Here is a 20,060-nt window from a genome sequence, read left to right on the forward strand (position 1 = left end):
TCAGGTCCATTTCGAGCCAGGCAAAGGGCCCCGCGTTGTATTCAGCCGACGAGCAGCGCGACGAATGTCTTTCTCAAGACCGCGCAGATCCATGGGAGGCGGTCTGCAGTGCCTCCCAGAACTGCCGCATGGTAGGGTTTGGATTGGAGGTCGAGCAGTAAGACCGGATGTCGAGGCGAGTGCACCACGCATCGGGGCCTGCCCTCACCAATCGCCCATGCTGCAGCTCTTCGGCCGCGGCGCTTTCGGGCAGCCATGCCACCCCATACCCATCAATGGCCATGCGCATGAGCAGCAGTGCCATGTCGGCCTCGTAACAGCGTTCCAGTGCGGGCGCAGCAGGCCCATTCTTGATCACGATATCGGCCACTCGCCCCAGAAAGGTAGTGGCTGTATAGGCGAGATACGGGATCGGTTGGCCAGCGCGACCCGGTAGCTGGAAGAGCGGCCGCCCGTGCTGGTCCGGCGCACACAATGGAATGAACGTATCGTGGCCCAGGGTGAGGCTATGGAATCTGTCCGGATTCAGAACGATGGGTGCCAGCGGATGGTGATACACGATCATCAGATCGCAGCTCCCTTCTTCCAGCGCGATGACGGCGTCATGAATGTTTGCCGCCACGACACGGGTGTTGAACGGCTCGTTCTGGCGCTGGAAAGGTGTGAGCCATTTCGGCAGGAACGTCATCGAGAGGCTGTGTCCTGCCGTGATCTGGATGGATCGACCCGGCATGCGCTCAACCTCGCGGAGACTGGCGCGCAGCCTGAGCAATCCGGCGAGGGCTTCGCGACCCTCCTCGCTGAACCTTTTACCTGCGGACGTCAGTTGCACCGGGTAGGTGCCGCGATCGACCAGCTCGACGCCGGCCCATTCTTCGAGTGAGCGGATTCGACGAGACAGCGCTGATTGCGTGACGCACCTGATTTCCGCCGCCCGGGAGAAGTTCTGCCATTCGGCGATTGCCAGAAGATCGTCCAGCCACTTGATTTGCATAACAAGCCCTCATGCCAGCAGTGCGCAGTCTAATGCGGTCTGCCTGCCGCGCAGGGCCGCTCGCTGAAACTATTCCAAAATCGCATCGGCCAATCGGGATAACTCATCACGACTGAAGGGGCGCCTCCCTAGAATGGCTGCACACAATGATGTCGCGAACGTCATCTGTTCCCTCACTTGCGTCACTCCTTCAATCCGAGAATTGTCATGAAGCGTGCGTCTACATCCGCCAATAGTCACTCAATGGTATGCAAGGTCGGCATCGTGGGCGGTCTGGGGTCTCTCGCTGGCGGCGATTTGTTTCACAAATTGCTCAAGTCCCAGGCCGTGCTCGAAGATCAGGAGCGCTTTCACTTCTTGTTCGAACAACACCCTTTCAGCGGTTTGTCCCTGCCGCTGGAGCAAGGCGCGAGCATGACCTCCCGCAAGTTTTACGTCTTTGATGTGTGCAAAACCTTCGAACGCAGTGGCGTCGATGTGGTACTGCTGCCCTGCTTCGCCAGCCACACGTTTCGGGACGAAATCCAGCAGGAGCTGGCTATTCCTGTGTTGGACTTGATGGATGCGTTGAGCCGGCATCTCGAGCAGACCGTGGCGTCTGGCACGACCCTGGGTGTCATGGCCTCTGACTTCGTCCGTCACTCGGGTCTGTTTGAAAAACACCTCGCCGACCGCTTAAACCTCGTTTACCCGAGCGCAGACGAACAAACGTCGCTCATGCACGCGGTGTACGAGGCCGATGGCATCAAGCATGGGCAGCTCGAAGGGGCTGCGGTCGAGGCGGTGTATCGGGTGGGCCTGTCCTTGCAATCCCGGGGCGCGACCCTCGTCGTGCCAGGCATGACGGAACTGTCGCTGGTGTGCTCGGCGCTGCAGTGGCGCGGCGTGGCGCTGCTGGATGCCAACGCGCTGTACGCGAATGCTGCGACGCGGGACCGGGGCCCGGTCAACCGCCCGCCTTTCAAACTGGGGATTGTCGGCGGTGTCGGGCCGGCGGCCACGGTCGACTTCATCGGGAAAGTCGTCCGGCATACGCCGGCCACCAGGGATCAGCAACACATCAAGATGGTGGTCGAGCAGAACCCGCAGATTCCTGATCGCACGGCCCACCTGCTGCACGGTGAGACAGACCCGACCCTGGCCCTGTTCGCCACCTGTAAACGCCTGGAAAGCGCCGGAGCCGAGGCCATCGCCATTCCCTGCAACACCGCCCACGCCTTCGTGGCGCGGATCCAGCCTCACCTGCACATTCCGATTGTGAACATGCTGACCCAAACCCTCGAGTGGATCGTCAAGACCCACGGCAGGAGCGCGACAGTCGGACTGCTCGCAACGTCCGGTACGGTCCACAGTCAGGTGTACCAAGCGGTGGCCGGGGATTTCGGGGTGCAGATCATCGTGCCGCGACCGGACTATCAACACCTGGTGATGGAGGCTATTTATGGCGAGCGCGGGATCAAAGCCGGGTTCACCGACGGACTGTGCAAAACACAGTTGCTGCTGGCCGCAGAGCATCTTTGTGAAGTCGGTGCCCGCGTTCTGATCCTCGGCTGCACCGAACTGCCGCTGGTGCTGGAACACGACCCGCAATTCAATCTCAACGGCCACACCGTGGCACTGGTGGACCCGACCACCCTGCTTGCCCTGAGCTGCATATCGCGGGTGCCAGGCATCCAGTCGGGCACGGCTTGCGACCCTACTCGGCCGGGCTGACCGCCGCCACGTGGGCGGCCCTGATGCCAGGGCGTCCATCCACCGACGATCGGGCAGGCAGCAAGCCGCTGCCGGCGCCGTCTCACCACAAGGCTATTTCATAGGTCAGGTAGATACGATAATTGTCGCGGTCGTCCGAGTAAGTCGAGCGGGAAATCGCGTGGCTCAATTGGGTGCCCAGCCCTTTGAACGTGCCACCTTGCACCACGTATTTGAGGCTGGTGTTGGTTTCATGCTCCCGCGCTTCGATCGCCTTGTACGCACCATGATCGCCTTTGTAGTAGCGGGTCATGAGGCTCAATCCGGGAAGTCCGAGGGCAGCGAAGTCATAGTCATAACGCGCCATCCAGGTCTTTTCCCCAGCCTGAATGAACTTGCCGATACTGGCATTGCTGAAGGAATAGACCGAGCCGCCATTGACATAGGGCAAGGCGCTGTCGCCGAACAGTTTCTGATAACCGAAGCCCAAGGCGTGACCCCCGAATCGGTAGGTGAACAGGCCGCTGATCATGTCGGCATCGACCTTGCCGTTATAGGCACGGCCGGCATCCGCGCTGTTGAAATAACGCAGATCACTGGTAAGGCTGCCGCCGCCTACCCGCCATTTGTGGACCACGCCAAGAAACCCCTGGCGATAAAAGTCGCGCATTTCGCCGTAGTAGCCCGTCAAGCTCAGGTTGGGATTGATTGCGTAGGTGGCGCCGCTGAAGTCGAAATCGGTGCCGTCATTGCCGCGGTAGCCAGACGGCGTCAGGTCGACGCTGTCCGTGGAATTACGGGTTTTGTTCTTGTCGATGTGGCCCGCGTGCAGATACAGATTGGGTAGGCCGGTGTATTCGATTTGAGTACCGCGGAAGGTTTGCGGCACGAGCCGGCCGTCGTTGTACACCAGCACCGGAATGCGGGTGAGCAAGGTGCCGCTTTTGATCACCGCATCGCCGACACGCATCTTTGCCGTCAGGCCCAGGGACGAAAACTCATCGGCGGCATGCCCGTTGTCATGCACGGGCAACAGGCCGGTGTCGGCATGGGCCGGGCTCGAATCGAGCTTGACTCCCATTAGCCCGAGCGCATCCAGGCCGAAACCGACGGTGCCGGGTGTGAATCCGGATTGCAGGTCGAGCAGAAACCCCTGCGCCCATTCCTTGCGGTCTTCGTCGCCATCGCGATAGCCATCGTTGAAGTAGTAATTGCGCAGTTCCAGTGAGCCGTGGCTGTCGGCAATGAAGCCGTCGGCTCGCGCCTCCATGGCGCTGGTCGAGGCCAGGCCGGCGCAAGAAACCAAAGAAGTCACAAACAGTTTTCGCATCACGCTGTCCTCATCGGAGTTGTTGGTTTTATGGCAGCGAAAAAGACGCCCGCAGGCACTCAAGACCCTGATCTCGTGCCGGTGTGATCACTGGACGCCAGGTGGCTTTGCGGCGGACACTAGCGGCTGCTGTGCCCCCTTACAACGTTATGCGCAAGGCGCATGGGGCTATGCGTGAAAGGCCGTTTCAGGCAACACGAATGTGCGTTTCTAGGCCAGGAAAGTCGATGAATTTCAAACAGTTGGAAGCCTTCAAAGCCATCATGGAAACCGGCTCGACCATTGGCGCAGCGGCGCGCATGGACGTGTCGCAGTCCGCCGTCAGTCGCTTGTTGGGACAGCTGGAGGAAAGCCTGGGCGTCGCGCTGTTCTTGCGTCGAAACGGCCGTCTGACCGCTACGCCGGAAGCCGATGAATTGCTCGCCGACATCAGCGGTTTGCTCGACGGCATGCAGCGCATTCAACGCCGGGCTGACGACCTGCGACTGGGTCGTTCCAGCAAGACGCTGCTCAAACTCGGCGTGCCCCCGAGCATGACCCAAGCCCTGATCCCTCGACTGGTCGCCGCCTACCTGCGCGACCGTGAGGACATCGTGATCGAGTTACTCATCGGCTCCAATGCGTACCTGGAACGCGCCGTGCTGGATCGCGCGGCGGACCTGGCGCTGGTGCGTTTGCCCACCGAAAACGAGGGACTGGATATCACCCCGCTGCTGGAGGCCGAGGGTGTCTGCGTCATGCCGCCGGGGCATCCGCTGTCGCACAAAGCGGTGGTCGACATCACGGATCTGCGCGGCGTGCCCCTGGTCATGCTGGGACGTCAGCGCGCGTTACGGGCGGAACTCGATCTGCTGTTGCGCGGAGCTCGCGTGGCGCCGCAAGTACGGGTCGAAGTGCATTCGGTGAGTGCGGCCTGTGCGTTCGTGGCCGAAGGGGTCGGGGTGTCTATCGTCAACGCCTTTCTGGTCAGCCTGTTCAGCGATCTGCCCATCATCACGCGCCCGTTCAGACCCCGCCTGCCCCACGCCTTCGGCTTGATTGCCCGGCATGGGCAGCCACGCTCCCGCGCACTGGAAAGCTTTGCCGAGTACCTGCGCGAGGAGCTTGCTCGGGCCGCTCATGTGTTCGAAAACACCCGCGATCAGGCTGCAGAGAAGTGACGAAGTGAATAGCGTTATCCGCTTTACGCATAACGTTGTGCGCTTTCGGAGCTTGTCATAAGTTCGGTGTCGTTCGCCGCCCGCCCCCATGCAACGGAAAGGCCCGGACACCCGAAAAACAAAAACGAGAGCCTGTCATGTCGCCCTTCGATCGCTTCCCTGTAATGACACCCGGTGCTCCTGAGCGACGGTTATCCCGCGCCCTTTTGTTTGTCTGCCGTTGAACCGCGCAAGCCGCCCTCCGCGCCTTCGCTCGACCTGAATCAAACATTTGCAGAGCCCTTTCACATGAACGAAACCCTGAAACCTACCCTGCCTATCGATACGCCCGCCTCCGGCGCCGTGTCCACACCCCGCGCACGGCGGCAAACTAACCCCGCTGTCATCCTGCTGGTCATCGTTTTCCTGGCCATGGCGATGACTTACGTCGTGCGTTCGGGCGAGTATCAACGTCACGGCATCATCGTCGTGCCCGGCTCGTACAAGACCCTGGAGAAAGACGCGTCGCTCACCCAGCTGTTTTCCGTGCCGGTGCGCACACCCGACGATACTCATGCGCAACCGGTCAGCCTGACTGAAGCGTTCATGGCGATTCCGCAAGGGATCGAGAAAAGCGTCGGCCTGATTTTCATGGTGCTGTTCACCGGCGGCATGTTGGGTGTTCTCAATCGCGCCGGCGCCATCAATGCCGGGCTTGAGCGGCTGTTGGGGGTGACCCGTGGCAACGTTTATGTGCTGGTGCCCTGCCTGATGCTGGCGTTTTCAGCCGGAAGCACATTCATGGGCATGGCCAAGGAGTACATCGTTATCGTGCCGTTGATGGTGGCCCTGGCCAACCGCATGGGGTTGCCGAACATCGTCGGACTGGCGCTAGTGGTGGTGCCGCTGAAGATCGGCTATCTGGCCTCGATTTCAAGCCCCGTCGCGTTGTCCGTGGCGCAACCGATTGTGGGCCTGCCAGTGTTCAGCGGGATGAGCATGCGCGTGGCCGCGTACGTCATCATGCTGCCGGTGGGCATCGCGTTCATGTTCACGGTGCTGCGCCGATTCGGTTTCGATCGGGCGGTAGCGCTTCAATTCGACAGTCAGCGTTTGTCCTTTCGTCATAGCCTCAACATCGTGCTCCTGGGTGTGGGTATCGGTTTTCTGATTTACGCCTCCAACACCTGGCATTGGCATTACACCGCCCTCTCGGCTTATTACCTGGCCTTGAGCGTGCTGTTTGCGACGGTCGCAGGGCTGGGCGCCAGCGAAGGCTGTGCCGCGTTCATTGAAGGCATGCAAAAGGTGCTGATTGCAGGGGTCATGATCGGGCTGGCGACGGCGGTGCAGATCGTTCTGTCGACCGGCGACGTGCTTGACACCATCGTCGATGGACTGGCCCATTTGATGGGCAGTCACGGACCGATTCTCTCGGCACTGGGCATGTTCTTCAGTCAGCTGCTATTGGAACTGCTGATTCCCTCGACCTCGGGTCAAGCCGCCGTCACCATGCCGATTTTCGGGCCGCTGGCCCAACTGTCCGGTGTCTCGCCGCAGACCAGTGTCTATGCCTTTCTGCTGGGGCACGGCCTGACCAATATGATCAGTCCCACCTCAAGCGGTTTGCTGGTGCTACTCGCCGCTGCCCAGGTGGGCTGGGGTGCATGGGCGCGCTTCATCCTTCCGTTGCTGCTGGTGTTCGCCGCGATCTCCATCGCGCTGCTGATCACTGCCGTGGTCATCGGCTACTGACGCCACACCCTGAGTTCGACCCTGTCATTCATTTTTTCTGGCGCGACGTCCCTGCATCAGACGGGGAACCTGCGTCCACAAGGTCCTTGCATGAATACGTTTTCCGACCGTTCTTCACCTCAGCTGCACATCACGCGTGACATTGCCGTGCCCATGCGAGACGGCATTCATCTGGCCACCGACGTTTACCTGCCGGCCGACGCTCAGGGCCCGCTGCCGGTGGTGATCGAACGTACGCCTTACAACAAAAGCATGGCCTCGCGCTCCGAGGTCCGTCTCGACGGCCATCACCTCTCGCGCGAGGAGATGGCGGCAGCCTTCACCCAGGCAGGCTTTGCGGTCGTGTTCCAGGATTGCCGAGGACGCTACGGCTCCGAGGGCGTGTTCACCAAATACATCAACGAGGCCGAGGACGGTTTCGATACCCTGGCCTGGATCACGGGCCAGGGCTGGTGCAACGGGCGTGTCGGCAGCATGGGGCTTTCGTATGCCGCGCATACGCAACTGGCCATGGCGTGCCTGAACCCACCCGGTTTGACCACGATGGTGCTCGACTCGGGAGGCTTTCATAACGCCTTCCACTGCGGCGTCCGCCAAGGCGGCGCGTTCGAACTCAAACAGGCGACCTGGGCCTTCCGCCGGGCCAAGGAAAGCCCTGCGGCGAAAGCCGACCCTGTGCTGCGCCAAGCGCTGGAAAGCGAAGACATCCACCACTGGTTCAGGCGCATGCCGTGGCGCCCTGGGCACTCCCCCCTCAGGCATCTGCCGGAGTATGAGGCCTACCTGCTGGATCAATGGTCGCGGGGACGGTACGACCGCTACTGGCAGCAACTGGGCATCTGCGCCGAGGCGTGGTTCGAGGCCATCCCGGATATTCCGGTGCTGTTCATGTCCAGTTGGTACGACGCTTACGTCAGCTCCACGCTGGCCAATTATCAAGCGTTCCGTCAGGGCAGGAAGGCGCCTCAACGGCTGATCATGGGCCCCTGGCTGCACGGTGATCGCAACATCACTCACAGCGGCGACGCGGAATTCGGCCCGGAGGCGGCGTTCGACGGCCAACTGGCGCCCGACTGGCTCGCGTACCGTCTGCAATGGTTCGAGCAACACCTCAAGCCCCACGCCAATACGGACTGTGAAGCGCTTGGCGTGGCGGTTTTTCTCATGGGCACAGGCACTGGACGGCGCGACGCCAACGGCCGTCTGGAGCATGGCGGTCGCTGGCTGAATGCCGCGCAATGGCCTTTGCCTGAGAGCCGCGAAATGGCGCTCTATCTGCACCCTCAGGGGGAGCTGAGCGTCGACGCCCCCACCGTTGCGCAGGCATCGCTGAGCTATCAGAGTGACCCGGATCACCCCGTTCCGACCCTTGGCGGTGCGTTGACATCCGGCGCGCCGATTTTCGCGGGCGGCGCGTTCGATCAGCGGGAAACCGCAGACTTCTTTGGCGCCAACGGCGATGGTCGTGCACTGTCGTCCCGGGATGACGTGCTGACCTTCCAGACGCCCCCTTTGCCGCATGACCTGGTGGTGGCCGGGCCGATACGTGTCGAGCTTTGGGTCGAAAGCGACGGGCCGGACACCGACTTCACCGCCAAGCTGGTCGACGTCTACCCGCCGAGCGATGACTACCCGCAGGGATACGCCATGAACATCACCGACGGCATCTTTCGCTGTCGATACCGGCAGGCCTGGGACGCACCGACACTGCTCACACCTGGCGAACGCTTTCCCATCACCCTCGAGCCGTTCGCCACATGCAATCTGTTCAAACGGGGCCACCGCCTGCGCGTGGACATTGCCAGTAGCAACTTTCCACATTTCGACGTCAACCCCAACAGCGGCGAGCCCGAGGGGCAAGCGTTCAACAAGCGTATCGCGACCAACACCGTGCACATGGGCGCCCTGCACCCGTCACGAATCGTGCTGCGGGTGCTGGACCAGACTGAGGCGACGCAAGATCGCTGAGTGCACGAGTGGTCGTCAGGTCATGCGTTTGCTGCGCGCCCTGTGAATGGCTGAACAAGCGCCACGGCAATCAATACCGCCGCAGGAATTGCTGAATGCGTTCGCCGCTGTCGGCACCGAAAAAGACCTCGGTGGGGCAATCCTTGACCACCCGACCGTTCTCCATGAACACCACGCGGTCTGCCGCTTCCCGGGCGAAACGCAGCTCATGGGTGACCACGAGCATGGTCATGCCGCTGTTCGCCAGCTCACGCATGACGCTCAGGACCTCGTCACGCAGTTCAGGGTCGAGAGCCGAGGTCGGCTCATCGAAGAAGATCACCTCGGGGTCCATGGACAACCCGCGGGCGACGGCAACCCGCTGCTTCTGTCCACCGGACAACTTGGCAGGGTAACTGTCGGCTTTCTCAGCGAGGCCCACCTGAGCCAACAGCTGACGTCCGCGTTCGGCAGCTTGCGCTCTTGGGACTTTCTTCACGCTGATCAGGCCTTCGATGACGTTTTCCAGGGCGGTCATGTGGGGGAACAGATTGAACGACTGAAACACCATCGCGGTTTTCTGCCGCAGCAGCGCAACCTGCTTGCGCGTTGCCCGGTCGAACCGCCCGTGACTGGGAATGTCGATCCGATGCCCGCAGACCTCCAACGTGCCTGCATCCGGGGTCTCCAGCAGGTTCAAGGAACGCAGCAGGGTGGTCTTCCCCGAACCCGAAGGCCCGAGAATGACCACCACCTGTCCCGCCTGGACTTCAAGGTCTACATCTTTGAGTACCGCCAGATCACCGAAGGACTTTTTCAGGCCCCTCACTCGCACGCTGCTCGTGTTCATCGCATATGCCTCGTCCAGCGGCCTTCCAGCCAGGTTTGCAGAATGGTCAACACCTGATTGATCAGCCAATACATCGCCCCCACCATCAGGAACATTTCCATGTAACGGAAAGTGGACGCACCGATCTGTTCAGCCACGCGGGTCATTTCCATGACCGTGATTGTGGACGCGAGCGAGGTGTCTTTGATCAACGCGATCAGCCTGCTTCCCATCGTCGGCAACGCGATGCGGAACGCTTGAGGAATGATGATGCGTCGAAGACATGTCCAGTAACCCATGCTCATTGAATGGGCGGCCTCCCACTGGCCGCTGTCCACTGCACTGATGCCTGCGCGGAAGGTTTCGCTCAGGTAGGCGGCCGAAAACAAGGTCAGGGCCAGCAGCGCCGAAGGGATCGGCGTCATGACGATGCCGTAATGGGGCAGCCCGAAGTAGATCAACAGAATCTGCACCAGCAGCGGCGTTCCGCGAAAAATCGACACGTAGCTGAAGGCGAGCATGCGCAACGGGCGCACCGCCGAAATCCGCATCAGGGCGATCATCAAACCAAGGCAGGTGCCCAGGACAAACGCGCCCAGCCCGAGGCCCAATGTCATCACGATCGCTTTTTGCAGCAGCGGCAAGGCGCGTAGAAAGAGATCCCACATGGCCTACTCCTCGGCCAGTTCAGCGAGGGCAGCCTGGATGCCACGGGTCATGTGATAGTCAGGGCCGATCCATTCCCTGGCGACCGCATCCACCGTGCCATCGGCAATCATCGAATCAATGGCCTGGCTGACCGCATCGCGCAGGCTGTCCCTGCCCTTCGCCATGGCAGGCGCAGACAACTGATACGTCAGCGGCTCGCCCACTGCCTTGATCGGCAACTGGTTGACCTTGCGGTACTTTTCGCCGCCGAACAGCGAGGACAGCACCGCCTCGACGCGCCCGATGGCCAAGTCGTTGAACACCAGGCCGCCGTTCTCATACGCGTGGATATCGGAGCTGGTCATGTGCTTGCGGGCCCAGGATTCATTGCTCGTGCCCGACGTCACGCCGATGGAATGCCCCGGCATGTCCTTGATGCTGTGAACCTGCTCATTGTCGTTGCGAACGAAGATGTAAAACTCCTCGACGCCGTAGGGACTGGCGAAGTCCACCTGTTTCCTGCGCTCATCGGTGGGGGTGAGGTCGTTCATGACCAGATCGTATTTGTCGGCCTTCAACCCCTCGACAAAGCTTTTGAAACTGTCAGCGATGAACTCGACCTTGGCGACGCCAATGCGCTTGGCAAGCTCCTTGGCGATGGCCACGTCATACCCGGCGGGTTGATTGTCTTGTCCAAGATAACTCCAGGGTGGGCTGGCCTGGGTATTGGCGATGCGAATCACCCCACGGTCGCGCAGGGTCTGCAAGGATTCCTCAGCCAGTGCAACCGAGCCAATGCCAAAAGACACGATCATTGCCAATGCGAAACGAATGCCGTTCTGTTTCATTGTTATCCATCCTCAGTGTGAGTGTGCGGCCTCGGTGGTCGCGGTAGTAACGGCAGCAAAATCTTCTCGGGCCACCGCGTCTGACGCGCGGCGTGCCACGTTGTCAACGGGCTCGGGCGTAGGCCGCCAATGCCTGGGCCAGATCGGCGATCAGCAGCGATTCGTCCTCAAGGCCGATAGAGATCCGCACGATGGGTTGATCCGTTGGCGAAAATGCCCGCGCCTGTTGCTGTGACGCCGGGTAGTAAGCGATCAGACTGTGGGTCCCGCCCCAACTCGCGCCAATCGGGAACAGCTGCAAGGCATTGAAAAATGCGCCGAACGCACGTTCAGCGTCGGACGGTTCCAGGATGATCGAGAGCAGGCAACCGCTACCTTCGAACTGACGCTTCCACAGGGCGTGACCCGGATCGCTTTCCAGCGCAGGGAACAGCACCTGTCGTACCTGAGGCTGAGCCTCCAGCCACCGCGCCACGGCCAATGCCTTGCGGCTCTGCTCGCGTAATCGAAGCTCGAAGGTCTGCAGCCCGCGCTGGACCAGGAAGCAATCCTCGGGACTGGTGGCCTGACCAAAGATGCTTTGGGTTTCCCGCAGCGTGGCGTAGCGGTCCGGATCATTGAGACTGACGGTGCCCATCAGCAGGTCGGAATGGCCGCCAAAGTATTTGGTCGCCGCCTGCACGACGAAATCCACACCGTGCTCGATGGCCTTGAAGTACAGCGGGCTCGCCCAGGTGTTGTCCATCATGGTCAGTACGCCATGCTTCCTAGCGATGGCGGTGATGGCGCCAATGTCTTGCATCTCCATCGTCACCGTCCCTGGCGCCTCCATGCAGATCATGCGGGTCGTCGGGCGGATCAGCGCTTCGATCCCGGCGTCCAGCGTCGGCGGATAGAACTCAACGTCGACCCCCAGTTGCGCCAACCATTGGCGGCCGAAGGTCTTGAGGGAGCCGTAGCAGGAGTCCGAGATCAGCAGATGGTCGCCTGCACGAACGAAGGCCATCACCGTGGTGATCAGCGCCGAGGCCCCGGTGGGCATGATCACGCAATGGCGAGCACCTTCAAGGTCAGCGACCTGACGCTCCAGCGCGCGCGAAGTCGGGGTGCCCGTGATGCCATAGCTGTAGCCGTCGGGTTGGCGGCTCTTGCGGCTGACGAAGTCTTCGAACGAATCAAACACCACCGTCGAACCGCGCCACACACCGGGCGAGAGACTGGCATAGGGACTGCCGGCAGGGTCTACCACTTTCATCTGGATGCGCCTTTTGAGTCATGAACAGTGAGGCGCATTGTTCAATAGACCCTGCATCGCGGCTACACGTAGAATTATTAACTCGATAAGCAACGGTTATAGGTCGCAGTGATGGGTGTGCGCGAGATTGAAATTTTTCGAGTGGTGATGAACGCCGGCAGCACCAGCAAGGCCGCCAGCATGCTCGGGATCTCCCAGCCGGCTGTCAGCCAGGCCATTCGCAAACTGGAAACCTCGGCAGGACTGGCTTTTTTTCATCGCATTCGTGGCCGGCTGGTGCCGACGCAAGAAGCTCACGCCTTGATGGTGGACGTCGACAAACTGTTCACCGGGATGGACGCCATCGAACACCGGATCAAGAGCCTGAAGCAGTTCGGCACCGATCGTCTGGCCATTGCCGTGCACCCCGCCCTCGGGAATGCCTTCATGCCCAGAGCCCTTTCAACATTCGATTTGGCAGCGCGTGACATGCGGGTGTCGCTTCGGGTGCTGAGCTCCAGGGAGGTGCATCAGGAGGTGTCTTCCGGCCAATGCGATTTTGGCCTGATGGCTGACGAAATGCCGGTGATGGGCCTCGAACATTCGCCATTTCTGGACTCGCCGGGCGTCATGGCGATGCCGCCTGATCATCCGCTGGCGCGGTTGTCGGTCATCACGCCCCAGGACTTCGGCCAACACGATTTCATCGCGCTCAACCCCGAAGACAGCAGCCGTCGACGGCTCGAAGCGGCACTCGCGCCGCACGGCGTGCGACCGAACATCAGAGTTGAAACGCCCTATGCCCATACCGTCTGCGAAATGGCGGTGCACGGGATGGGCTTCGGTTTTGCCAACCCCGTCGCCGTGGTCGATTACATCGACCGCGGCCTGGTGATTCGTCCGTTCTCGTTGACGGTCAACTTCACCAGTCTCCTGTTATTTCGCCCAGGGAAACCGCTGGCAGACAACGCGCGCAAGTTGATCTCGGCGTTACGCATCCAATTGGGAAAAGATTTGAAGCGTGTGCAAACCCGGTGAACCGATAACGCGCCATGCGTGCGCTCAAAGCACCCACTTTATGTTTGCAGGGAATCTCGTCGTGAACGTCGTCCCCGCCTCCAGGGTCGAGGTGACAGTCAACGTACCACCGTGCGCTTTGGCAATCTGAGAAGCGATGTAAAGCCCAAGCCCGAGGCCTTCTCCGTGCAGTCCAGCCTCAGAGCGGGTGAAGGGTTCGAACAGGAAAGGCAATAGCTGATTCGCGATGGGAGCCCCCTGGTTCAGCACCGAGATGAAAATCTCCCCATCCTGGCTCCATGCGTTGACGTGAACAGGCGCCGTTTTGTCACCATGGGTCACGGCATTGCCCACGAGATTTGAAAGCAGCTGCGACAGACGAAGGGCGTCACAGTAAATTCCCGCGGGCACAGCCAGCGAATCGACGAGAATCGCATCGGGGTGAGAGACCTCCACCTCGCGTATGGCCCGTTTGAGCACATCCGCCAGATCGTCGACCCGCTGCCGTTTGACCGGAATGCCACCACCCATCCGACCTCGGGCAAAGTCGAGCACATTCTCTATCAAAAGCCCCATGCGGTTGGCACTGTCTCGAATGGCCGTGATGAGTTTGGCCGACGGTTTTTCGGTGGCCCTGCTTTCAAGTAAATCGGCACTCATCCGGATCGCGCTGAGGGGGGTTCGCAAATCGTGCCCGAGCACTGCCACAAACTGATCGCGCAGCCGTCCATGCTCATTCGCGACATCCAGCGCGGTCTTCGTGGCTATCAGGTCGCGTTGCGAATCAAGGCTCATGGCAATCAACTGCGCGAAAAGCGTCAGCGTCTGCTTCAGTTCCGGGCCTTCTACGTCTGCCGGTACGGAGTCGATGGCGCACAGCGTCCCGAAAAACTGACCGTCACCGGTAATGATCGGGATGGAGACGTAGCTTTCCAGCCCATAAATCCTGGGGGTGTGGTGCTGGGAAAAAACGGGATGAAGGCTGGCGCGACCAAAAATCACCGGGCGTCTGTGCTGCCGGATCTCATGGCAAATCGTCGACTCCAGCGTCAATTCGCTCCCCGGCTGCAAGCCAAAATCTATCGAATCATCGACCGCGCACGCCACCCAATGCGTGTCGGTGACCCTGGCCACGGCGGCGAAGCGCATTCCGGTCAGATGCTTGACCAGCTTCAAGATCGTCGGGACCGCATCGATCGAGTGCACGGCGTGGAGGTCGGCAGAAAAGTCCGTCCTGGTCATCAGCCCATGGATCCTCAAAGAAATTGAGCAAAGGTGCTAGGTAGCGCGAGGAAACAAAGGTTAGCACGATGCGCATCGTCTGCGGCTGGAAGCGTCAACCCGTCCTTGTAAGACACCCCGCCATAGGCAAGCGATAACCCCTAGGCCTTGGCCAGCACCTGCTCAATCAGTTGGGTGAGGCGCACGGCGTGATCGAAACCAAGAACCTTGGAGGACCCTGTTCGGATGTCATCCCGGAGTGCGCTGTAGAGGCCCGCCACGTTCACCGCACTGTCCGACAACGCAGCCAGTGAACCTTCGTCGATGGGTGCGCGCGCGCCGTCGCGCAGCACACCCACCCGTCCGGCTTGCAAGCCGCGCAGCGCCCCACCGTCCAGGCGAAGGGTGCCGCGCTCGCCGACAATGTCGAGGTAAAACGGCGTGCCCTGTTGGCGTCCTCCGGCCACTTCGACGGAAAACGGCACGCCGCAGGCCAGCCGGCCTTGCACCAACAGATGGTCGAAGGTGCGGCGCTCAACGGGCTGGGGCGGTTCGCCAAGCTGCAGGTGGGGATACTGGCGCGAGGTGAGTGCCGAGAGGGACGTTGGCGCCCCGCCGAGCGCCACGACCAGATCGAGGGTGTGGGCGCCCTGAATCGTCACCAGATTGGCGAAATTATTCGGGTCTTCCAGGTACGCAAATAGAGGCGGTACCTGCGGCCCAAATCCCGCCGTGGAGGAATAGGCTCTGACGCTCAGCACCCGACCGATCGCGCCTTGCGCCAGGCACTGTTGCGCGTATTGCACCGCTCGACTGCCACGCAGTTGCAGGCCGATCGCATGTTTGACCCCCGCCACACGCGCAGCGTCAGCGATCTGGCGCGCTTGTTGAGCGCTCAGGCCCAGGGGCCATTCGCTGTAGACGTGCTTGCCGGCAGCGATCGCCGCAAGTAACAGCGCATGGTGATCGGGCACGCGGGTGGCCACTGTCACGATGTCGATCTCTGGATCGTCGATCAGTGCCTGCCCGCTGCCATAACCTTTGGCAACGCCGAACGCGCTGGCGGCTGCGTCTGCCGTGCGTTGATCCCGCGTCGCCAACGCATGCAATTGCATGCCATCGACCGCACGGACGGCGGGGACATGCGCCTCACCCGCCCATCCTCCGCTCAGGTTAACGCCGATGATGCCGACCTTGAGTTCCCGTGACATGAATGACTCCTTTGACTGTGTCTGTCGGATTCACGCTACGCCACCGCGCGGGTTTCATTAAGATGCCAACGTCACTAACACTTGAAACCAGGAGTTTCGAATGAGCGACCGACTGACCAGCATGGCGGTGTTCGTGAAGGTCTGCGAACTCGGGACCTTCAGCGCGGCCGCCACCGCTCTCGGGCTCTCATCGCAAATGGTGGGCAAGCACATACGGGCACTGGAAACCCGACTCGGCACCCCGCTGATCAGGCGCTCGACCCGCCGTCAGCACCTCACCGACGTCGGCCAGCGTTTCTACGAGCGCTGCTGCGTGGTGCTGGCGGAGGTCAAGGCGGCCGAAGCGGTCGCCGAGGAAATGAACGCCGTACCCCAAGGGCGCCTGCGGGTCAGCGCCCCGGTCGGATTTGGCGCGTGTGAACTGGCCCCCGCGCTGATGGAGTTCATGGAGCGCTTTCCGCAGATTGAAATCGAGCTGGCGTTAACGGACCGTTTCGTCGACCTGGTGCGGGAAAACTTCGACGCCGTCCTGCGTCTCGGCCCCCTCCCCGACAGCTCCCTGACCCTGCGCCCGATCGCCCGGCACCAGCAGGTGCTGTGCGCCGCGCCGTCCTACCTCGCGCGCAAGGGCACTCCGCTAACACCTGACGATTTGGGCGAGCATGACTGTCTGAGCTTCGTGAACGCCTCAGGCCTGCCCTACGCGGACTGGGTGTTCAGCAAAAATGCTATGGAGCACGTGATCAAGGTGCACGGCCGTTTTCGGGTCAACGATGGTCGGGTGCTAACCGCCGCCGCCCTGGCCGGGCGCGGCATCATTCTTCAGCCCAAGGCTGTGTTGCGTGAACACCTGGAGCGTGGGGCGCTGGTGCCGCTTCTCGCCGATTACGCCGCCCCGAGCCGCGACATGGCGCTGCTGTTTGCAGGCGGAGGATCGCAAACGCCCAAGATGCGTGCGTTCATCGACTTTATCGTGAAGCGCTTTCCTAACGTCTGAAGGGACCCGCGGGTCAGGGGGCGAACCATTATCGTCAGCGGGACCGCATTGCACGGGACCGTTCAGTCAGGCTCCGCGCGGCTCCGACGGATCAAGGCGCGCCGCGATCGGCGGGCAGTTGCAGCGGCACGCTGCTGCAGTTTGTCGATCGGGCGCCAGGGCCGCCGCCTCCGCCAATTTGCAGGACAGGCTCCAATGACGCTTTTCACGGCCCTCTGGCCGCCCCTCGCACTCCCAGATCGAGTGGGCCAATGCGGCAAGTTCTGCTTCATCACTCATCGCTCACCTCCTTTCGCTGCCATGTTCATGTGGGTTTACCTATTGGCGTGGGCCGTTTGGTCTGACACTCGTGTCCCGTATCAAGCGTCAGTCCAACTGACCGACGTGATGCCTTTGCGTTCCGCCTGGGGCCTGCTGAGCTTCGGCACCCGGTCCAGCCGGTATTTGGGAAGATGCCCGATACCAGCATCGACGGTTGCCCAATGCCACGCTTCAGCGTTGTCCATCGTGTTCGCGCAGATTCGGAATGACTTGGCGTCTCCGTGAAGCAGGTAGTCGATGCGGTAGTGAGTTGAGTTGGGCATGGCGGCAATCTCTGGTAGTGCAATGGCAGGGTGAGGGACAGGCCCAACGCGGACACCCAGCGTTAGCTGGGCGTGAATGAAAGGCCGAACAGGTCAGCGGCGGGCGGATCAGGATCTTCTCCCCGCCATGTTTCACTGGATAGTGCAGCCGTCGTGCCAGTCCCGACGGCAGGACGATGCGAGACTAAACAACGGCTTACCGCACACACTCAAAACCGCGATCGGGCGTCCTGCACGAATGCACGCAAATGGATAGTGCAATAACGCAAGCCTCCAGCTTGTCTGGCGTAACGGCCCACTCCGGCCAGCCGGAAGGTCTGATCACAGCTAAGCGCTCACGCAACGCAGCGCCATCAATTGTGAAAATCATGTGAAAAATATTGGTGTCACATCTGGTTATCATTCTCATCTTGATTCAGAATCGCGGCTCTTTTGACCGCTCTTCAGGAACTTTGATTGTGAAGCCTCGCCTACCCGCCACTTTCTTGTTTGCAGGCGCCTTTGGCGTTTTACCCCTGGCCCATGCCGCTGGTGACCTGACGCTGCCCGCCACGGAAATTCAGGACACCGCCGCGTCTCAAGACGACGGGCAGACCGTGGGATACACCGCAAAGCCCTCTTCCAGCACCACCAAACTGGGATTGACCAACAAGGAAACGCCGCAGGCCATCACCACCATCACCCGCGCGCAGATGAATGATTACAAGATGAACAGCGTCAAGGATGCGCTGCGTGCGGCGCCGTCGGTGACGGTTGAACAGAGTGAAAGCGACCGCACCGAATTCACCTCCCGCGGCTTCGAGATCAACAGTTTCGAATTCGATGGCATGAACATGCCGTTCACTCAGAACATCCAGAACGGTGATCTGGACATGGCCGAGTACGAGCAGATCGACGTGCTGCACGGCGCGAACGGTTTGATGAGCGGCACCGGCAACCCCTCGGCCACGGTCAACTTCGTGCGCAAACGCCCGACCCGGGATTTTCAGGCGCAGATCGACACCAGCGTGGGGTCATGGGACAGCCGCCGCATCGACGTCGACGTGTCGGGGCCGCTCACGGACACCGGCAACGTGCGCGGGCGCTTCATCTACGCCCACGACAAAGGCAACTCCTGGATGGACCGCTACAGTCACGAGAAAAACGTCGCAGCGGGCCTGCTGGCCTTTGACCTGTCCGATGCCGACACCGTGACCGTCGGTTTCTCGCAACACAACAGCGATGCCAACGGCAGCACCTGGGGCAACCTGCCGTTGGTGGACAGCAATAACAACCCTATCCATTACTCGAGCCGCAGTTCCAATGTCGGTCAGCCCTGGACCTACTGGAACATCCACACCCAGCGGGTGTTCGCGGAACTCAAACATGACTTCGGTAACGGCTGGAACGCCACGCTCTCCGGCACCGGCGTCACCGAATACCAGGACACCAACATGCTGTACGTCGCCGGGGTGACCGGTGACGATGCGCTGGTGTTCGGCGCGGACACCTCAGGCCGAGCCCACCAGTTGATTGGCGAAGCGAAAGTGTCCGGACCGTTCAGCCTGCTGGGTCGCGACCATGAGATCACGTTCGGTGCCACCTATGGCCGCACGCACCAGAAGGCCCGCGAGTACGACGCCGCCGAGACCGGGTATTACACCACGTCGTTCGCCAGCATCCTGAATGGCACCGAGGCTCATCCGCAGTTCCCGTACACCAGCGATATCAACACCCAGAACAGTATCGACCGGCAGAAAAGCCTGTTCGCCGGCGCCCGTTTCAGCCTCGCGGACGACCTGCACTGGATCGCCGGCGCCCGCATGCTCAGCACCGACGGCAGCGGCGAAGTCTACGGCGTCGATCACGCCCAACGCGAACACGGCAAGGTCACCCCGTACACCGGTCTGGTGTATGACCTGAACCAGGACTGGACGCTGTACACCAGCTGGACGCAAATCTATAACCCGCAGTTCGGCACGGTCGGCGTCGACGGCAAGGTGCTCGATCCTCTCGAAGGCAAAAGCCTGGAAGCCGGTGTGAAAGGCAGCCTGATGGACGATCGCCTGAACCTCACGGCGGCGGTTTTCAAGACTCAGCAAAGCAACGTGGCCTCGGCTGATTTCATCCAGGTCGGCTCGCAATTCCGCTACTTCACCGGGGATTACAAGAGCCACGGGATCGAGTTGGAAGCGTCGGGCGAAGCGCTGCCAGGGCTGGATCTGCTGGCAGGTTATACCTACGTGCACATCGAAAACGACGATGGCGACAAGGCCCGCCGCTACGTACCGGCCCACAGCTTTCACGGCATGGCCACCTATCGCCTGCCCGGGCTGCCGCAGGCGCGAATCGGTACACGGGTCAGCTGGCAGAGCGGCATCCAGAACGACAACATCAGTGTCATCCGCCAGAACGCCTACGCCCTGGTGGACCTGATGACCAGTTACGACATCGATGCCAACTGGAGCACGGCACTGAACTTCAACAACGTCACCGACCGTAAATACCTGACCTCGTTGTACAGCGCCACCGCGAGCAACTACGGCGCGCCACGCAACGTCACGGCATCGCTGACCTGGAAGTACTGAGCCTGACCTCACCCTGAACAGCCGCTCGCTGAAACCTGCGCCGTGGG

General features: G+C 61.1%; 17 protein-coding genes. 7 read left to right on the forward strand and 10 right to left on the reverse strand.

Features of this window, described 5'->3' with window-relative positions:
• Positions 1-73 precede the first annotated feature (73 nt).
• Complete coding sequence (locus tag B3N48_RS17890; protein WP_296185955.1) at positions 74-994, reverse strand: LysR substrate-binding domain-containing protein; 921 nt, start codon at positions 992-994, stop codon at positions 74-76.
• Between the two features lie 207 nt (positions 995-1,201).
• Between B3N48_RS17890 and B3N48_RS17895 the strand changes: the two genes are divergently transcribed.
• Positions 1,202-2,707, forward strand: a complete 1,506-nt coding sequence (locus B3N48_RS17895) for an aspartate/glutamate racemase family protein (RefSeq protein ID WP_414704252.1) — start codon at positions 1,202-1,204, stop codon at positions 2,705-2,707.
• An 82-nt stretch (positions 2,708-2,789) separates the two neighbouring features.
• Here B3N48_RS17895 and B3N48_RS17900 read toward each other — a convergent pair whose 3' ends face one another.
• Entirely contained in the window at positions 2,790-4,016 is a 1,227-nt protein-coding gene (locus tag B3N48_RS17900; RefSeq protein WP_296185957.1) for an OprD family porin, read from the reverse strand.
• 227 nt (positions 4,017-4,243) lie between these two features.
• On the opposite strand from B3N48_RS17900, the gene B3N48_RS17905 reads away from it, so the two are divergent.
• The 3 genes from B3N48_RS17905 to B3N48_RS17915 all read left to right on the forward strand — a co-directional run bounded on the left by B3N48_RS17905 (position 4,244) and on the right by B3N48_RS17915 (position 8,878).
• Positions 4,244-5,176: a LysR family transcriptional regulator gene (locus B3N48_RS17905; RefSeq protein ID WP_296185959.1), complete on the forward strand. Its 933-nt coding sequence runs from the start codon at positions 4,244-4,246 to the stop codon at positions 5,174-5,176.
• Between the two features lie 288 nt (positions 5,177-5,464).
• A complete protein-coding gene (locus B3N48_RS17910) occupies positions 5,465-6,910 on the forward strand; it encodes a YfcC family protein (protein ID WP_296185960.1) in 1,446 nt (481 codons plus the stop codon).
• A gap of 90 nt (positions 6,911-7,000) precedes the next feature.
• Positions 7,001-8,878, forward strand: a complete 1,878-nt coding sequence (locus B3N48_RS17915) for a CocE/NonD family hydrolase (protein ID WP_296185962.1) — start codon at positions 7,001-7,003, stop codon at positions 8,876-8,878.
• Positions 8,879-8,948: 70 nt separating this feature from the next.
• Here the strand turns inward: B3N48_RS17915 and B3N48_RS17920 are convergent, their stop codons facing one another.
• The 4 genes from B3N48_RS17920 to metC form a co-directional block, all read right to left on the reverse strand.
• Complete coding sequence (locus B3N48_RS17920; protein ID WP_296185963.1) at positions 8,949-9,707, reverse strand: amino acid ABC transporter ATP-binding protein; 759 nt, start codon at positions 9,705-9,707, stop codon at positions 8,949-8,951.
• Positions 9,704-10,354, reverse strand: coding sequence for an amino acid ABC transporter permease (locus B3N48_RS17925; RefSeq protein WP_296185964.1), 651 nt, complete (start codon positions 10,352-10,354; stop codon positions 9,704-9,706). The genes B3N48_RS17920 and B3N48_RS17925 overlap by 4 nt, the downstream gene beginning before the upstream one ends.
• Before the next feature lie 3 nt (positions 10,355-10,357).
• Entirely contained in the window at positions 10,358-11,182 is an 825-nt protein-coding gene (locus tag B3N48_RS17930; protein WP_296185966.1) for a transporter substrate-binding domain-containing protein, read from the reverse strand.
• Positions 11,183-11,285: 103 nt separating this feature from the next.
• Complete coding sequence (gene metC, locus B3N48_RS17935) at positions 11,286-12,437, reverse strand: cystathionine beta-lyase (RefSeq protein ID WP_296185969.1); 1,152 nt, start codon at positions 12,435-12,437, stop codon at positions 11,286-11,288.
• A 117-nt stretch (positions 12,438-12,554) separates the two neighbouring features.
• Between metC and B3N48_RS17940 the strand changes: the two genes are divergently transcribed.
• Complete coding sequence (locus tag B3N48_RS17940; RefSeq protein ID WP_296185971.1) at positions 12,555-13,454, forward strand: LysR substrate-binding domain-containing protein; 900 nt, start codon at positions 12,555-12,557, stop codon at positions 13,452-13,454.
• A 24-nt stretch (positions 13,455-13,478) separates the two neighbouring features.
• Here the strand turns inward: B3N48_RS17940 and B3N48_RS17945 are convergent, their stop codons facing one another.
• The gene (locus B3N48_RS17945; protein ID WP_296185972.1) at positions 13,479-14,675 is read right to left on the reverse strand and encodes a GAF domain-containing sensor histidine kinase; all 1,197 of its coding nucleotides are present in this window, start codon (positions 14,673-14,675) and stop codon (positions 13,479-13,481) included.
• 140 nt (positions 14,676-14,815) lie between these two features.
• Positions 14,816-15,865: a Gfo/Idh/MocA family protein gene (locus B3N48_RS17950; protein WP_296185973.1), complete on the reverse strand. Its 1,050-nt coding sequence runs from the start codon at positions 15,863-15,865 to the stop codon at positions 14,816-14,818.
• A gap of 100 nt (positions 15,866-15,965) precedes the next feature.
• On the opposite strand from B3N48_RS17950, the gene B3N48_RS17955 reads away from it, so the two are divergent.
• Positions 15,966-16,862 (forward strand): LysR family transcriptional regulator, encoded by an 897-nt coding sequence (locus B3N48_RS17955; protein WP_296185975.1) that lies wholly within the window; start codon positions 15,966-15,968, stop codon positions 16,860-16,862.
• Positions 16,863-16,928: 66 nt separating this feature from the next.
• On the opposite strand, the gene B3N48_RS26945 is transcribed toward B3N48_RS17955, so the two are convergent.
• Positions 16,929-17,141 carry a DUF2934 domain-containing protein gene (locus B3N48_RS26945; protein ID WP_414704253.1) on the reverse strand — a complete coding sequence of 71 codons (213 nt, stop codon included), beginning with the start codon at positions 17,139-17,141 and terminating at the stop codon, positions 16,929-16,931.
• Between the two features lie 80 nt (positions 17,142-17,221).
• The gene (locus B3N48_RS17965) at positions 17,222-17,446 is read right to left on the reverse strand and encodes a DUF6555 family protein (protein WP_296185977.1); all 225 of its coding nucleotides are present in this window, start codon (positions 17,444-17,446) and stop codon (positions 17,222-17,224) included.
• 458 nt (positions 17,447-17,904) lie between these two features.
• Here B3N48_RS17965 and B3N48_RS17970 point away from each other — a divergent pair, with 458 nt between their 5' ends.
• A complete protein-coding gene (locus tag B3N48_RS17970; RefSeq protein WP_296185979.1) occupies positions 17,905-20,013 on the forward strand; it encodes a TonB-dependent siderophore receptor in 2,109 nt (702 codons plus the stop codon).
• Positions 20,014-20,060 lie beyond the last annotated feature (47 nt).

This window comes from Pseudomonas sp. UBA1879 (assembly GCF_002338065.1).
In the GTDB taxonomy this organism is placed as follows: domain Bacteria; phylum Pseudomonadota; class Gammaproteobacteria; order Pseudomonadales; family Pseudomonadaceae; genus Aquipseudomonas.

Bases quoted from the DNA above. Each gene is read 5' to 3' on its own strand.
- B3N48_RS17890 (WP_296185955.1), bottom strand. From the start codon at position 994: ATGCAAATCAAGTGGCTGGACGATCTTCTGGCAATCGCCGAATGGCAG.
- B3N48_RS17895 (WP_414704252.1), top strand. From the start codon at position 1,202: ATGAAGCGTGCGTCTACATCCGCCAATAGTCACTCAATGGTATGCAAG.
- B3N48_RS17900 (WP_296185957.1), bottom strand. From the start codon at position 4,016: ATGCGAAAACTGTTTGTGACTTCTTTGGTTTCTTGCGCCGGCCTGGCC.
- B3N48_RS17905 (WP_296185959.1), top strand. From the start codon at position 4,244: ATGAATTTCAAACAGTTGGAAGCCTTCAAAGCCATCATGGAAACCGGC.
- B3N48_RS17910 (WP_296185960.1), top strand. From the start codon at position 5,465: ATGAACGAAACCCTGAAACCTACCCTGCCTATCGATACGCCCGCCTCC.
- B3N48_RS17915 (WP_296185962.1), top strand. From the start codon at position 7,001: ATGAATACGTTTTCCGACCGTTCTTCACCTCAGCTGCACATCACGCGT.
- B3N48_RS17920 (WP_296185963.1), bottom strand. From the start codon at position 9,707: ATGAACACGAGCAGCGTGCGAGTGAGGGGCCTGAAAAAGTCCTTCGGT.
- B3N48_RS17925 (WP_296185964.1), bottom strand. From the start codon at position 10,354: ATGTGGGATCTCTTTCTACGCGCCTTGCCGCTGCTGCAAAAAGCGATC.
- B3N48_RS17930 (WP_296185966.1), bottom strand. From the start codon at position 11,182: ATGAAACAGAACGGCATTCGTTTCGCATTGGCAATGATCGTGTCTTTT.
- metC (WP_296185969.1), bottom strand. From the start codon at position 12,437: ATGAAAGTGGTAGACCCTGCCGGCAGTCCCTATGCCAGTCTCTCGCCC.
- B3N48_RS17945 (WP_296185972.1), bottom strand. From the start codon at position 14,675: ATGACCAGGACGGACTTTTCTGCCGACCTCCACGCCGTGCACTCGATC.
- B3N48_RS17950 (WP_296185973.1), bottom strand. From the start codon at position 15,865: ATGTCACGGGAACTCAAGGTCGGCATCATCGGCGTTAACCTGAGCGGA.
- B3N48_RS17955 (WP_296185975.1), top strand. From the start codon at position 15,966: ATGAGCGACCGACTGACCAGCATGGCGGTGTTCGTGAAGGTCTGCGAA.
- B3N48_RS26945 (WP_414704253.1), bottom strand. From the start codon at position 17,141: ATGAGTGATGAAGCAGAACTTGCCGCATTGGCCCACTCGATCTGGGAG.
- B3N48_RS17965 (WP_296185977.1), bottom strand. From the start codon at position 17,446: ATGCCCAACTCAACTCACTACCGCATCGACTACCTGCTTCACGGAGAC.